This is a genomic window from Niallia oryzisoli (genome assembly GCF_036670025.1).
GTDB classification, from domain to species: Bacteria; Bacillota; Bacilli; order Bacillales; family Cytobacillaceae; genus Bacillus_BD; species Bacillus_BD oryzisoli.
Window position 1 is genome coordinate 3,340,794 of sequence record NZ_CP137640.1, and the last position, 15,708, is coordinate 3,356,501.

Consider the following 15,708-nt stretch of genomic DNA (forward strand, 5'->3'; position numbering starts at 1 on the left):
GACTTGCGGAAGTCGTTACTACCAAACAGATGCCGATTGTTTGGCAGATGATAAAATCAACATTATTTACTTATGCCGCTTTTTTTTAATTTATATTGCAGGGTTTGCCGTGGAATACCTAGAGATTTAGCTGCTTTTTGGATATTTCCTTCACATAATAACATTGCTTTTTGAATTAGGTATCGTTCATATCGATCGAGATTTTCCCGTAATGGAAGCTGATTATCTTCACTCTCCATTACTGCCGCTATATTTTTTTGTTTCAGCATAATGGGCAGTTCTTTCTCGGTCAGTACATGATCATCACAAACATTCATCATATATTCGACAGCATGTTTTAGTTCACGTACATTTCCTGGCCAAGAATAAGATAGAAATAATTGTCTAACTGATGGGTCAACTGCTGTTACATTTTTTTCCATTTCATTATTATAAACGGAAATGAAATGGTCCGTTAAATATGGAATATCCTCCTTTCGTTCCCGAAGCGGCAGAAGCTTAAACATCAAGACATTCAAGCGATAAAACAGATCCGGTCTTAGTTTCTTAGATTCAAGCGCTTCGTTTGGAGGGATATTCATTGCTGCGACAATTCTGACATTCACAAGGTGAACTTTTGTACTTCCAACCCTTCGAATGATGCCATCTTCAAGGACTCGCAGCAGCTTTGCCTGCAGTTCAAGCGGCATCGCATGAACCTCATCAAGAAACAAAGTACCACCGTTAGCTAATTCAAATAAGCCTGCTCTTTCAACAGCCCCTGTATAGCTTCCTTTTGATGTCCCAAACAACAGGCTCTCAAGTAATGTCTCAGGGATGGCAGCGCAGTTTTGGGCAATAAACGGACCGCGGGATCGTAATGACGCTTGATGAATTCCATGGACAAAAAGTTCTTTTCCCGTCCCGCTTTCTCCATAGATCAGAACGGGCGAGTTTGATTTTGCTAACTTTTCCCCCTCATGGATGATTTTAAGAAACTCTGGATTTTTACTCTTTAAGTTCGCGAATTGATAGGAAAAACGCCCCATTGAAACAGACTGGGTACCTTCTTTTTGCTGTACTCTCTGATGCAAATCAAGCAGTTTTTCAGACAGCATTTTCAAACGAGAATAATCCTTGGCAATTTCAACAGCACCAACAAGTTCCCCGCCGATAAAGATGGGCAGTGTTGTATTAATGGTTTCAATTTTTTTACCATGAAGATTTACATAGCTTTGCGGTTGATTATAAATAGGCTCTTTTGTCAGAATTACTTTTAAGAGTGTGCTTGAATGCCTTGTAAGAGAAGGGAAAACTTCCAGGATAGACTTTCCGTTGACTTCATCAACAGTCAGACCGTCGTGTACTGCTGCGATTTCATTATAAAAAATGGTTTCACCAGATAAATTAACAGCATGAATTCCTTCGTCAATTCCTTGTAAAATAGCTGACAGAATTTCCTTTGAGATTGTATTTTCCTTTAACAAATAATCTCACCGCCTCTCGTTCAATCATATGTGCCTATGCCGAATATTTGTCAAAAGGATGCCGAAAATTCAGCAGCAGGATAATGAGAGTGAAAGGATTATTCTTGCGATAGATCCTTGACCCACATATTCATATCTTCAAGTTGACTAAAAATAAAACAGTTATTCATTAATCTTCCCCGGTAGGCATAACCAAGCTGATGAAGTACTGCATTCATCCCAAATGACTGGGCTCTGGCAATCGAATAAGCACAGAAGATGCCATGTTTCTTTAATTCTTCTTCTAATTTTTCTAATAAATATTTCATAAGTCCAAATTTACGATGACTGGAAACTGTGGCACAATCTGTAAGCTCTGCATTATCATAGCGGGTATTTACTTCAACAGATGCAGCACTCACTATCTTGCCGTCACAAACAAACCCGTAATAAATCGTACCTTTTTCGATTGTTTTCTTAATATATTCAGAATCATGAAGTGGTGTCGGATATACTTGGAATACTTCTTGGTACAATTTTGCCAGCTGTTCGGCGTCATCTTCGAGCATTTTTCGAAGTTCATAGCCTGCAGGAATATGCTGCTTTACATGATTTTTAGCGAGTTGACTGACATTCTCAATGATTCCGTCCTCCAGCAGCCACGCTTCAGTTTTTTTGCGATTACTTGTGAAATATTTAGTAAAATAGTAAGCGTCGGAGCCGCGGTAATAGCGATCAACCATCGCTTCTAATTGTAATGCACGTTCGATTAAATAGATGATGTCCTCTCTTCTGCAAATAAAAATCAGTTTCTCAGCCTTGTGCTGATTTGACATGTCAATTGCTTTTTCAATAATCCTTTTGACATCGCCGCGGTAGTCCTCAATCCGCAATCGTTTATTGTATGGATCGATGAAAACATCCATCCAGTAATGCTCATTTGTTATATGCTGCACATATGCTTCTTCCATCTTTTTCTTCCTTTCTAGATAGAAAGAAGACTGACTCGATTGCTTTCGAAGTCAGTCGTATCCATTTTTATCAATCTTCCCCAGTCTATAACAAATGACATTTCTTGTCGAATACTTTTCATATAAGCTTTTTGATCAGCTGCTAATTCCTACAGCACTCAAGAATGGCCTCTGCAAGAACTTCAAAGCCTTCTTTTAACTGTTCATCTGTTATGACGAGCGGGGTAAGGAGACGGATTATATTGCCAAAAAGTCCTGCACTCATAACGATGAGGCCTTTTTGCTGTACCTTTTCCAAAATGTCCGCGACCAGCTCTTTATTGGGTTCCTTTGTTATAGGGTCCTTGATAAATTCAATCGCACACATGGCTCCTAGCTGCCGAACCTCACCGATCTGCTCGCATTGCTCTTGCAGTGCTTCAAAACGCTTCTTAAAGGCGTTTCCGATTTCAACCGACCGATTCAGCAGGTTCTTCTCCTGAATGAAATCGATCACTTCGAGAGCAGCAACGCAGCCAAGCGGACTACCGCCATACGTACCTCCAATTTCACCAGGATTCGGTGCGTCAATAATGTCTGCTTTTGCCGTAACAGCACTTATTGGAAGACCTGCTCCTAATGATTTAGACATTGTAATTATGTCTGGAACCACTCCGAAATGTTCGATGGCAAACATTTTACCTGTTCTACCAAAGCCTGTTTGAATTTCATCTGCAATGAACAGAATATTATATTTTTCACAAATTTCTTTTACCTGTTGAACAAAATATGGTGATGGAATGACAAATCCTCCTTCTCCTTGAACTGGTTCCATGATAATAGCGGCAATTTCTTCAGGAGGAACCTCACTTAAGAAAAAGGTATGAAACTGTTTTAAAAGACTGTCATCTAGTTCTCGTGGTTTTAATTTGGTATGGAAATAGTATGGATAGGGCCATTTATAGGTCTCAGGAGCAAAGGGCCCAAATTCATATTTGTACGGTTTTACTTTACTTGTTAAAGACATGGACATGAACGTTCTGCCATGGAATCCACGCTCAAATGAAATAATTCCTTTTCGCCCTGTATATTTTCGCGCAATTTTCACTGCATTCTCGACTGCTTCAGCTCCGCTTGAGAGAAAAAACGTCTTCTTTTTATGTTCCCCTGGTGTAATTTCATTTAATTTTTCTGCCAATTGAATGTAGGGCTCATACATCATGACATGAAAACAAGTATGAAGATACTGATCGATTTGCTGATGCAGTGCATCCGTCACACCTTTTGGCCGATGCCCGACATTCAATGTTCCAATCGCACCCGCAAAATCAATAAATGTATTCCCGTCTACATCCGTTACTAATGCACCTTCTGCTTTTGTGACAAACGTTTGGACTGTGTTAAAGGGACCCCTTGGTACATGCTCAAACTTTTTTTCTAACAACGCTCTTGCTTTTGGTCCCGGAACCTCTGTGACCATTTTTATTGCACCGATGCTGTTCCCCTCCCCTCAAGTGTCAACACCACACCATTCCAGCAGTGTTAACGCAATCACTTCGGCTGCTTCAAACACATCATTTAACACGATATGTTCATTAATATCATGCGCTGCCTCTGTTACACCTGGCCCAAAAACAACCACCGGTGTTTGACCGGTACTTGACAGAATTCCGCCGTCAGTTCCCCACGGTGATGCTTCAATGACTGGGGCACTGCCTTTGATTTTTTGAAAAGATTGGGAAACCGTTTGAATTAATGTATGACCGATATCAAGACTCCCCGGCTGCCATCTCCCGCCAAACCATTCAATGGTTGGAGGATATTCAGAAAACCATAGATCCTTTTCGGCCAATTTAGCTAAACAAGCCTCCATTTCTTTTTCAGCATCCTCCATCGTTTCATTTGGTGCGACTCCCATTCGTCCTTCAATAACTGCCAGGTCAGGAACCGATGAAGGCCACTGACCGCCGTAAATTTTTCCAATATTGATCGGAATTGGAATCGGTGTTTCATCATAAAGCGGGTCGTTTATTTTCTGATTTCGGACTATTTCTAATTGTTGAAGTTCCTTTATCAACACCATCATTTTCTCAATCGCACTGACTCCCTCGTATCTTGTTCCGCCATGGGCAGAGCGTCCCTTCACCTTGATTCGAAACCACATCGATCCCTGTTGCTTTGGAAACAGCTTCATATTGGTCGGTTCAGGAATAATGGCACCATCTGCTTTATAGCCCCGTAATACAGCTGCTAGCGTACCAGCCCCGCCGCTCTCTTCTTCGATGACACTTTGAAAAATAACATCACCCTTCAGCTTGATACGTGAGCTTTTAATGGCCTCAATCGCTAACAGAAGTGAAACTGTTCCTCCTTTCATATCGGTTGCACCACGTCCATAAAGCTTTCCGTCACGAATCATGCCGCTATATGGATCATGCTCCCATTCTTCCAAGTCCCCTTCAGGAACAACATCAATATGGCCGTTTAAGATCATTGATTTTCCATTACCGGTTCCTTTCCAAATGCCGACTACATTTGGGTTACCGCTAAATTCCTTACGATCACTGGAAAAAACCGGATGGCTGGTCAATTCTTTACTACCGATTTCCCATATATCGAGCTTTAACCCAATTTGACGTAATTTTTCAATGATAATGGCCTGTGCTTTGCTTTCCTCTCCACGAATACTGCGTTCCTGAACAAGCCTTTGTAAAAATCTCGTCCCTGATGTCCGGTTGGCTGAGAGCCATTTTTTAATGTCATCCTCGAGCTTTTCCAATCGGCTTCCTCCTTTAAAATTTTAAATTTCTTTTTGAATCACGCGAACCTTTTCATGAATCGTAAACTTGCAGTCTGTCATTCTTTCAATCCTATCAATCTTACTTCCAGCAAAATATTCCGTGAGAACAAGCCCTTCGCCGCAAACTTCAAAAACAGCCATATCGGTGATGATCATATCGACACAGCCTTTAGTGGTTAACGGCAATGTACATTTTTGGACAATTTTCGGCCGCCCTTTTGTATCTGTATGACTCATGACAACAATCACCTTCCGGGCTTTTTGAGCAAGCTCCATAGCACCGCCCATTCCTGGAATCTTTTTTCCCGGTACGATCCAATTGGCGAGATCCCCTTTTTCACTTACCTGTAATGCCCCAAGAATCGTCATATCCACTCTCCCGCGGCGGATCATAGCAAAAGCTGCAGCACTATCACAAAAGGATGCCCCGTCAACGATCGTAACAGGAAGTCCTCCAGCATTGCAGAGATTTTCATCCTCCATACCGGCCTTTGGACTCGCACCCATTCCAACAATCCCATTTTCAGCATGAAACATCACCTGAACACCCTCTGCAAGATGATTAGGAACGAGTGAAGGAATCCCAATACCTAAGTTCACGACCATTCCATTTTTAATTTCAGCGGCCGCTCTTTTTGCAATCAGATTTCTGACTGTTATTGCCATGCCCATTTCCAATTCACCCCCTCGGAAGGGACGATATAATCAACAAAGACTCCAGGAGTAATGATTTCCTCGGGTTTCAGGCTTCCAAGCGGGACCATTTCTTCTACTTCTACAATCGTAATATCCCCTGCCATCGCGACAAGCGGATTTGTATTGCGGGCACTTTTGTCATAGACCAAATTACCAAAAGGATCTGCTTTTTTGGCATAAACAATCGACACTTCCGCTGTCAGTGCCGTTTCAACTAAATATGGTTTTCCTTCAATGAAACAAATTTGTTTCTTTTCTACAACCATTTCATTGTCCATTCCGACATCTGTCAGAATAGCTGCAATTCCAGCTCCGCCTGCACGGATTCGCTCTACTAGAGTACCTTGCGGCGAGAACTCGACAAGAAGCACTCCATCTGTCATGAGCTTTCCGGCGATCGGATTTGACCCGATATGTGATGCAATTAAGCGGTCTGCCATTCCTCTAGAGACTACTTTTCCAATCCCAATTTGCGGAAATCCTGCATCATTGCCGATTAACGTTAGATGACGCAGATCCTTTTTTACCATTGCATCGATAATGCTTGGCGGAGAGCCTACTCCTCCAAATCCTCCAAACATAACGGTCATACCATCATGAAATTTAGCCATTACAGTATCAATCTCAGCGATCTTTCCAAAAGGGTTATCCATCCTGTTTAGGACCTCCTTTTTGCAAAGAATCATATAGTTCCTGACAGGTTTTTGTTAACCTTTGTATTAGTTCATCCATTTCTTCATTTGTAATGGTTAATGGCGGGGATATAATAATAGCGTCACCATGGATTCCGTCAATTCCTGCACCTGCCGGGTATAACAATAAGCCGTATTTCATGGCTGTTTTAATCACCTTTTGTGTAAAAGCGGCTGCTCTTGGAAAAGGAGTCTTCGTGTTATGGTCTTGAACAAATTCCATTCCAATTAACAGCCCTAATCCCCTCACATCACCAATAAAGGGAAATTGATATTTCAATTTTTGCAGTTTCTTAAACAAATAGGCGCTTTTTTCGGAAACCAAATTCATAATATTGTTTTGCTCAAGATAATTGATAACCGCCAATGATACAGCACAGCTTTGAGGATTAGCACTTAAGGTATGGCCGCTCATGACCATTTTTGAACCCGAGCGTATCGGCTCCATGACACGGTCACTGACCAATGCAGCAGCAATTGGAGCATATCCAGCCCCCATCCCCTTTCCTAGCGCGACTATATCTGGCGTTACACCCCAATGTTCACAGGCGAGCATGGTCCCAGTACGACCGAAACCAGTCATGACTTCGTCGGCAATAAAAAGAATCTGATGGCGGTCACATATTTCTTTAATCAATTGATAGTAGTCTTCTGGTGGAGAAATGGCTCCTCCTGCAGCACCGATGACCGGTTCAGCAATGAAAGCCGCTATATGATCTGCCCCAATGCGTCTAATGGCTGTTTCGAGCTCTTGCGCACAAGAATAGCCGCACTCCGGGGCTGTTTGGTTAAATGGACAACGATAACAATAAGGAGGATGGATAGTAGGAAAATCTTCAAGGAGCGGAGTAAATCTTTCCCTTCTTGCGGCATGACCTGACATCGATAATGCACCTAAGGTAATTCCATGGTAACTGACCCAGCGAGACAGAATTTTCGTTTTTGTTTTCAACCCTTTTTCCTGCCAATACTGTATGGCTATTTTCATCGCTGTTTCCGTTGCCTCTGAACCGCTATTGACAAAAAAGCTCCAATTTAAATCGCCGCCGGCAAGCTCAGCGATTTTTTCAGCCAGCTGCTCAGCGGGCTCGCTTGTAAATTGAGAACGATAGATAAATGATACTTTTTTTGCCTGCTTTTTCATTGCTGTTATAATCTCTTTCACACCATGGCCAATATTTGCGGTAACTGCACCGGAGGAAGCATCTAAATATTCTTTAAATTCAATATCATATAAATATACGCCTTTACCAAAGTCGATAATTGGATAATCTTCATCCAGCATTGGTTTTATTAAATACGATCGCTTCATCCTCTCACACTCCATGTCATCAAAAAAACGGAAACAATTTTGTGCCAATTACTAAATTGTATGAATAATAGGTTAAAATCTTTCTCATTATCTTCACAATTGTTTTGCAATACGAATAAAAACGTCATGTAAAGTTTGACAACCTAGCTCTTGGACTTTTTGAATGTAAATACGCCAAAGCTGCGCTGTTAGTTTTGCATCCCCTAATGCATGATGGCGATCAACAAGCGGGATTTGATTATGTTCACAAAACTCTTCTAATCTAACAAATGTTATCTTAGGTTCTGCAACTCGATAAAGAAAAGATATATCAATAATCCGGTGTTTAAACGGGGTACGAAAAAGCTTCCAATTTGCACTTTGTAAAAAGCTCTTTTCATGATTCGCATGATGGGCTACAAGTGTGGAATTTTGCGCATACTGATAAAATTTCACCAGAACCTCAGCAAGTGACGGGGCATCTTTTAGTTGTTCAGTAGATAGACCTGTTAATTGTTCAATTTTAGCAGGAAGTTCTTTTTCATAGCGAACAAGTGAATAAAAAGTTTCTTTACTAATTACTCCTCCGACCATTTTTACCGCGCCAATCGAAATAATTTGGTCACCCTGCTCAGGAAAAAATCCTGTTGTTTCCATATCAAAAATGACGACACTTAATTTTTCGAAAGGTACATGCAATGAATGATTATGCTTCATTTCCTTTTGCAGATTTCTGACATACGCAATTTGCTGGCCATTTTGTCCGCTTAAGGGATTACCAAGACTGCCGCTTTGTAACTTCCCCTGTATTCCTCTCATGAAATGAAAAAATGGTTCAAATGCCATAATTAACACCCTTTTTCTAGAAATGTGGAAGCGGCTCAAAAGTGGAACATCGACTAAAGACCGCCACGTCCTATGACGAAAGTCGATGTCAGCACATCCTGTGCAAGTCCGACAAGCATAAGATGGGATGGGGGGAAGGTTGTCCTTTAACCTTCTCACCGTCACAGCTTATGACCTCGAGGGTCTAGCCGCTGCAACTAGACAAAACAAGTCTGCTGACGTATTGATGAAGTCTTATACCTTCTTTAAGAATTTGTTTCATTTCTTTTCGATCTGATTTATTTACATCTTTTATTTTTAAAAAATGTGTATCTTCATAGGTATTTCCTTTTACTAGTGTAAGCCGGTAATCTAATAATTTAGCAAAATATGTTTTACTTCTTGCCAGCTCATCGGCATAATCATTATGTCGAAATAAAGCTTCCATCCGTTCAAGTGTCGACGTTTCATATAGGCCTTCTTTTATAGCTAATATACGGATAGCATTGACATAAGGGAGAAAAGCCGAATACTTTAGATTAATTGAGCCTTGGTATCTGCCATGATCAATGACAATTATTTGCCCTAATGGACCAATCGCATTCTTGATATGCATGACACTGTCCATTAATCGCTTTAATAGAATAGGCTGCTGATTTTGATAGTCATAAATATACAATTTCAATTGTTGAACATAGTCTGCATTACCATACAAGCATCTGGCATCATAAAAAATTTGCAGATTCCGAATCGACTCTAAGCTTCTTTCCTCCATCCATTTATAAAGCTGCTCCAGCCAAGCATCAATAGACTTGCACCATAACGGATTTGAGCTCATAATATTCCCTTGACAATACGGATAACCAACTAGATTAAGTCCAAAGGACACTTCTTTTCCCAGCTTCAAAAAGTAAGCTTCATTTTTTTCACTTGAAATTTCAAAAATGATTCCATGATCCTGATCACTGATTATCTCCTGCTCCATCCTGCCGCCGCTTCCCGCAATAAACCAACAAAAATCACACGGTGGATCCCCTAAATTTAAACGGTTGATTGCTGCTTTTAACACTTTATACATAACTAAGTCATGAAAAGAATTTAAAGAATGTGTATCTGCCGTATATTCATAAATTTGGGCTTCCCTCCACATACGTATTGATTCATAAGTAACAAAGTTTGTCATGATTACACACCCTAACTGGATATAAAAGCTATTTTTAAATTATAGTAATACAATCCAACAATAAACAAAAGCCTCCTTTTGAGAGGCCAATGTTTTAAGAATGCAGTTTTGTTTCACTAATTGTAAATTGTTCTGGGTATCCATAGCTTCCGTGCTCACTCATGTCCAAGCCCATAATCTCTTCTTCTTCGGTGACGCGAATACCAGCAAGTTTTTTCATGATGAATAGAATAACAAAGGATACAACAAATGCATACAAACCTGAAGTTACTACACCCATTGCTTGAACTCCTAGTTGTTCAAGCCCTCCTCCGTAAAATAATCCAGGAAGACCGACCGTAGCAAGCTCCGGTGTGGCAAAGAAACCGGTAGACAACGTTCCCCATACACCTGCAGTACCATGAACAGATAAAGCAAAAATCGGATCGTCAATTTTTTTCTTTTCAAAGAATCTAGCACTGTAGAAGACGATCATTCCAGCGATAAAACCAATGACTACTGCTCCCCAAGTATCTACAAATGCACATGATGCTGTAATGGCAACAAGCCCTGCTAAAGCACCATTCAAAATCGTCGTTACGTCGGGTTTACCAAGAACAACCCATGAAATTAATGTTGCAGCAACAGCACCTGCACCTGCAGCAAGATTAGTGTTCAAGGCAACAAAACCAAAGAAGCCTTCATCAACTGCAACTGTACTTCCTGCGTTAAAGCCAAACCAGCCTACCCAAAGAATTAATACCGCTAAAGCTGTATACACTTGGTTGTGTCCCGCAAGATTATTTGCTGTTCCATCTGCATTATATTTTCCAATACGCGGTTTTAATAAAATCGTTGCTGCTAATGCAGCCATTGCCCCAGTTAAGTGTACAACTGTTGAACCAGCAAAGTCTTGTTTTCCATGTTCAGCTAACCAGCCGCCTCCCCAAATCCAATGAGCAATAACCGGATAAATAAGTGCTCCGAAAAGAATCGTAAAGACAACGTAAGTGGAAAATTTGGCACGTTCTGCAAATCCCCCTAATGCAATCGTAATGGAAATTCCTGCGAATGCTAACTGGAAAACAAAGAAAACAGATGTTGCTAAACCGGCATCTTCAATTTGTGCTCCAGAATAAAAGAAGTCGCTTAGTCCGACAAAGAAGTTTGCATTCGCACCAAATGTAAATCCATAACCTACTGCCCAATAGATGATCGAAGCAAGACCAAAAGTAAAAATGGTTTTTCCGGCAATATGTCCGGCATTTTTCATTCTTGTTGAACCTGCTTCAAGTAGAATAAAGCCGCCAATCATAAATATGACTAAGATTGCCCCTAACATGACCCACAAACTGTTCATTAAAAATATTGGATCCATATTTCTTTCCCCCTTCTTCATATACCTTATATTTTCTTACGTTTAATGTTAGAAAATATAACATCTATTTGATATTTTATATTTTATGCATGTTTATCCCTTATGTCAATACTTTATGAAAATTTAATGTTAGGAAAGTTTACATTATCTTTTAACTCTCAGCGAGATTTAAACAAAAAAAGTGTAAAGATAAAAGCTCTTTACACTAAATTGATTATTATTCTGTTGCTTCCTCTTGCTCAATTATTATTTCCACACCGTCGTCACCAGCATCAACCGTCACATTGGCCCCTATCGGGATTGTAGCCATCGGATGAACATGACCAAAGTTTAGATTCGCAACGACAGGCACATGTTTTAATTCATCTTTCGTTTGAATAATCCTTCGCAAAGCTGTTTCCGTCATACTTGATTCTTTTTGAAAGCGTCCGATTAAAACCGCTTTTAATTCTTTCGCATCTGGCTGCTGGAGCAGAGATTGTAATGTTCTCTCAAAGGTTTGTGGATAGGACTCCTGGTCATCTTCTATGAATAAAATGGCATTTTTTAGCGATGGCTTGTATTCTGTTCCTTGAAGTAAAGCAAGGGTGGTCAGGTTCCCGCCAATAATACTGCCTTCCGCTTGTCCTTTTTGTAATACCAAGTACTTATCTTGCTTAATAAAAGATACACTCTCTTTTTCCTTATACCAATGGTCCTCGCTCCAATGTGGAGATGGATAGATTTCATATGGAGCATCATTAGTCAAAGTTGTTAAAAACAGCTCCAATGTGTACTCCACCCCGTGTTTGTAACCAAGTACAGATAAGTCGGGTCCAATATATGTAACAAGACCTGTTTTTTGATATATAGCCAGACTCAATGCCGTCATATCACCATAGCCGCAAAAGAATTTCGGATTCTTACGAATTAAATCATAGTCAAGATGGGCTAAAAGCTGGTTGGCATTATAGCCTCCTAATCCAGACAATATTCCTTTCACATTTTCATCTGCAAAAGCATCATGCAAATCTTTTACTCTTTCTTCAATCGATGTACTATAAAACATATCGTGCTCGTGGACATGGTCAGCAAATGTAACATGAAAACCAAGCTGATTTAAACAATTAACAGCCAGATTTATTTGTTCTTCTTTCAACAGTGCAATACTTGCAGACGGTGCAATCACACGTATTTCATCTCCTGGCTTAAGCCGGTCAGCAAACATTCTATTCCCACCTTCTTAATTCTTATTTAACTATTATACATGAATGATAAAGATGTCAGGCACTACAAATCTGCAAATGTCCATTTTGCGGTGTCTGACACTTTAAGATTATGCTTTTACCGTTTCTTTTTCGGACCGTGCTTTTGCTTTTTCAATAATGTCACGCGCAATCCAAACACCGCATGCACTTGCTTGCGCTAAGCCACGCGTTACACCTGCACCGTCACCACCAACATATAAACCATAAATTTCAGTTTCAAAACGATCATTCAGTTTAGGTCTTGCGGAATAAAACTTAGCTTCTACCCCATAAAATAAAGTATGCTCTGACGCAATTCCAGGTGTAACATGATTTAAGGCTTCTGTCATTTCCACTAAGCTTTTTAGTGTATTGTAGGGAAGCACCAATCCTAAATCTCCAGGTACTGCTTCTTTTAATGTCGGCTCAATGAAACCTTCTTTAATTCTTTTATCCGTTGATCTTCTTCCTTTTAGAATGTCGCCATATTTTTGTACCATGATTCCGCCATTTGTTAAACTATTTGCCAGCTTCGAAATCGCATGGGCAAATTCATTTGGTTTATCAAACGGCTCCGAAAAGACATGCGAAACCAATAAGGCAAAGTTTGTATTTGGACTGCCAAGCTTTGGATCACGATAGGCATGACCATTTGCCAGCATACTGCCTGAATGATTTTCTACCACGACATGTCCTTATGGATTGCTACAAAAAGTACGAACGCGGGTTCCGACAGATGTATTGAACGTAAACTTTCCTTCGTATAAATGCTCATTAATTTCTTCCATGACAATATTCGCTGTTTCAACCCGTACACCAATATCAACTTGGTTATTATACATGCGGAGCCGGCGTTTTTTCAGAAGTTTAGAAAGCCACACCGACCCGTCACGGCCAGGGACAATAACAACTTTCTCAGATGTAATTTCTTCACCTGTTTTCAACTGAACACCTGTCACTTTCCAGCCATCGCCGGTCCGCTCTGTAATTAAATCTTCCACTTCTGTTTTATACGCCATCTCAATTTTATCTTTCAAATATTCATAAATACTTTTCATAATTTCAAGATTCTGCTCAGTACCTAAATGACGAACCTGTGCTCTTAGTAACTTTAGACCTGCTGCAAAACCTCGTCTTTCAATTTCGCGTACTTTATCTGTTAATGGATCCGTAATGCTTGTTGTTGCTCCATGCAGTAAATTAATTTCATCTACATATTTGATCAGTTCCAAAACCGTTGAATCTGATAGATAATCTGTCATCCAACCGCCGAATTCACTTGTTATATTAAATTTTCCATCTGAATAAGCACCTGCCCCTCCAAAACCATTTGTGATGGAGCAAGCAGGAAGACAGCCAGCAAATTCTTTCCTGCCAGCTGCAGGAGGACATTTTTCAATTTTCTTTTCTAAGATGGGACAATTCCTTTTATAGATATCATGGCCTTTATCAATCAACAATACCTTTGCTTCCGGCATTTTTAATGTTAGTTCATAGCAAGTAAAAATACCTGCCGGACCAGCCCCTACAACAATGACATCGTAATTTCGCTTCATATGTACCGCCCCCTGGATGTTGCTCTTTCGTGTTTAAATTAACCATCAGTTAATATATCAGATGAAAGAGCTTTCGTCAATTCATAATACGAATATTTTTATCAAAATTAAATTTATTGTTCGTGTTTTCAAACCTTAATCTTGCCAGTTCCTAAAACAATAAAACTGCCCATGAAGGACAGTTTAAGAAAGAAGATCCATATTATTATACGTAGCAGCATGCTCCAATAATGATTAACAGGATAAACAACACAACAATTAACGGAAACCAATTATGACAACCAAATCCTCCCACTGGGTAACCGTATCCATGGTAACAGGGATCACAATGTACGTAATACATCCCATTCACTCCTTTATTTTCTAGGTATCTCCCTATCAACGTATTCGTTTCAGGCCCGGTCTGTATGTGTATCCGCCTATTCATTATGAAATGTCACAAAAGCTTAATGTCTGGTAATTCAAAATAGTCTTATTTTAAAATCTGAAACAAAAGAACTGATATTACCTGGCATCATACGGTATTCTAATAATAAGGATTTTAAAAAAAGATTCTATTCCTGCATTTTTTTATCTGCATGGGAGGCCATTTTTATGAAAAAAAAGCGGAGAAGCATTGCTGCCTTAATGCTGATATTTTTTTTATGCTGTAGTATATTTTTTCTCAATTATCACGAAAAAGCAGTAATAAGCAAAACCATTCCCGTTTATGAAAAAATCGCTAAAAACAATAATATAAATTATTTAATTATAGGAGACAGCATTGGGAGAGGAGCAGGTGCTGAGAATCGTTCTCTTGCTTGGTTTTCACAATGGGAAAATAAAATGAAAAAGACCTATCATATTGAATTAAAAAGACACTCGATCGTCCAAAGCGGTGCAACTGCTTATGAAGGTCTCTATTTATTCAAAAAAGCAAAAATCCCTCCGACTGTTGATTTGGTTTTCTTGATATTTGGCGAGAATGATCGGAAATACATGGAGGTAGAACAATTCACCTATTATTATGAAGGACTTATACGTGAAGTTAAATCAAAATATCCTGAAGCAGAACTCATAACCATCACGGAGAGCTGCTTAGAACAGGAACTGTTTGCAAATGCAATCGAAAAACTAGCTAGGCATTATCATGCCAATCATATCGATATGCGGATCCCATTTCAAAACTCTTCTTATTCAATAGACCAATTATCGAACGATTCTATTCATCCAAACGGGCTTGGCTATCAGCTTTACGCTGAATCCATTTTGACAGCAATTGATAACGGAATTAAAATAAACAAACAATCAGCAGTCTTGAGGGAACCGCTCAAACCTATAAGTGAATTAACGTTAAAAGAAATAAAAAGATATGATGAGAAGAATGCTTTATTTCACGATTCAAACACTTATTATTTGACCAATGAAAAAGGCGCCAAAATCACATTTCCCTTTTACGGGACAAATCTTGGCGTGAAAGTTCTTAAACATGAACAAGGCGGAGAAATGGATGTATTTATAGATGATCAGTTTATCAGGAGAATTTCAACGTGGTGGCCGATCAGCAAAGATAGAATGTTATATGTTACCAGCGGATTACCAGTCGGGGAACATCGGGTTACCTTTATTTCAACCGGTACAAAGTCAGTCAATAATCAATCTGATTACCACAATATCCAGCTTTCCTCAATTGTCGTGTACGAATAAC

At 39.7% G+C, this 15,708-nt stretch carries 13 protein-coding genes and 1 pseudogene; 1 reads left to right on the plus strand and 13 read right to left on the minus strand.

The genetic code is table 11. The annotated features are described in order from the left end of the window. Nucleotides 1-62: 62 nt before the first annotated feature. The 13 genes and pseudogenes from R4Z09_RS16845 to R4Z09_RS16905 form a co-directional block, all read right to left on the minus strand. Nucleotides 63-1,466: a sigma-54 interaction domain-containing protein gene (locus R4Z09_RS16845; protein WP_338447909.1), complete on the minus strand. Its 1,404-nt coding sequence runs from the start codon at nucleotides 1,464-1,466 to the stop codon at nucleotides 63-65. A gap of 98 nt (nucleotides 1,467-1,564) precedes the next feature. Continuing rightward, the gene (gene ablB / locus R4Z09_RS16850) at nucleotides 1,565-2,416 is read right to left on the minus strand and encodes a putative beta-lysine N-acetyltransferase (RefSeq protein WP_338447910.1); all 852 of its coding nucleotides are present in this window, start codon (nucleotides 2,414-2,416) and stop codon (nucleotides 1,565-1,567) included. Between the two features lie 142 nt (nucleotides 2,417-2,558). Beyond that, nucleotides 2,559-3,875 carry a 4-aminobutyrate--2-oxoglutarate transaminase gene (gene gabT / locus R4Z09_RS16855; protein WP_338447911.1) on the minus strand — a complete coding sequence of 439 codons (1,317 nt, stop codon included), beginning with the start codon at nucleotides 3,873-3,875 and terminating at the stop codon, nucleotides 2,559-2,561. A 30-nt stretch (nucleotides 3,876-3,905) separates the two neighbouring features. Beyond that, on the minus strand, nucleotides 3,906-5,174 hold the full coding sequence (locus tag R4Z09_RS16860; protein ID WP_338447912.1) for a peptidase: 1,269 nt from the start codon (nucleotides 5,172-5,174) through the stop codon (nucleotides 3,906-3,908). 21 nt (nucleotides 5,175-5,195) lie between these two features. Continuing rightward, complete coding sequence (locus R4Z09_RS16865) at nucleotides 5,196-5,867, minus strand: 3-oxoacid CoA-transferase subunit B (RefSeq protein ID WP_338447913.1); 672 nt, start codon at nucleotides 5,865-5,867, stop codon at nucleotides 5,196-5,198. Beyond that, nucleotides 5,852-6,544, minus strand: a complete 693-nt coding sequence (locus tag R4Z09_RS16870) for a CoA transferase subunit A (RefSeq protein WP_338447914.1) — start codon at nucleotides 6,542-6,544, stop codon at nucleotides 5,852-5,854. Before R4Z09_RS16870 ends, R4Z09_RS16865 begins: the two co-directional genes overlap by 16 nt. Continuing rightward, nucleotides 6,537-7,895 (minus strand): aspartate aminotransferase family protein, encoded by a 1,359-nt coding sequence (locus tag R4Z09_RS16875; protein WP_338447915.1) that lies wholly within the window; start codon nucleotides 7,893-7,895, stop codon nucleotides 6,537-6,539. Before R4Z09_RS16875 ends, R4Z09_RS16870 begins: the two co-directional genes overlap by 8 nt. A 93-nt stretch (nucleotides 7,896-7,988) precedes the next feature. After that, nucleotides 7,989-8,720: an exonuclease domain-containing protein gene (locus R4Z09_RS16880; protein WP_338447916.1), complete on the minus strand. Its 732-nt coding sequence runs from the start codon at nucleotides 8,718-8,720 to the stop codon at nucleotides 7,989-7,991. A gap of 184 nt (nucleotides 8,721-8,904) precedes the next feature. After that, entirely contained in the window at nucleotides 8,905-9,882 is a 978-nt protein-coding gene (locus tag R4Z09_RS16885) for a DUF294 nucleotidyltransferase-like domain-containing protein (protein WP_338447917.1), read from the minus strand. A 94-nt stretch (nucleotides 9,883-9,976) separates the two neighbouring features. Further along, on the minus strand, nucleotides 9,977-11,239 hold the full coding sequence (locus R4Z09_RS16890) for an ammonium transporter (RefSeq protein ID WP_338447918.1): 1,263 nt from the start codon (nucleotides 11,237-11,239) through the stop codon (nucleotides 9,977-9,979). A 217-nt stretch (nucleotides 11,240-11,456) separates the two neighbouring features. Continuing rightward, nucleotides 11,457-12,446, minus strand: coding sequence for a S66 peptidase family protein (locus tag R4Z09_RS16895; RefSeq protein WP_338447919.1), 990 nt, complete (start codon nucleotides 12,444-12,446; stop codon nucleotides 11,457-11,459). A gap of 108 nt (nucleotides 12,447-12,554) precedes the next feature. Continuing rightward, nucleotides 12,555-14,021, minus strand: a pseudogene (locus tag R4Z09_RS16900) (NAD(P)/FAD-dependent oxidoreductase). Between the two features lie 205 nt (nucleotides 14,022-14,226). Then, on the minus strand, nucleotides 14,227-14,364 hold the full coding sequence (locus tag R4Z09_RS16905) for a YjcZ family sporulation protein (RefSeq protein ID WP_338447920.1): 138 nt from the start codon (nucleotides 14,362-14,364) through the stop codon (nucleotides 14,227-14,229). Nucleotides 14,365-14,615: 251 nt separating this feature from the next. Between R4Z09_RS16905 and R4Z09_RS16910 the strand changes: the two genes are divergently transcribed. After that, a complete protein-coding gene (locus R4Z09_RS16910) occupies nucleotides 14,616-15,707 on the plus strand; it encodes a GDSL-type esterase/lipase family protein (RefSeq protein WP_338447921.1) in 1,092 nt (363 codons plus the stop codon). Nucleotide 15,708 lies beyond the last annotated feature (1 nt).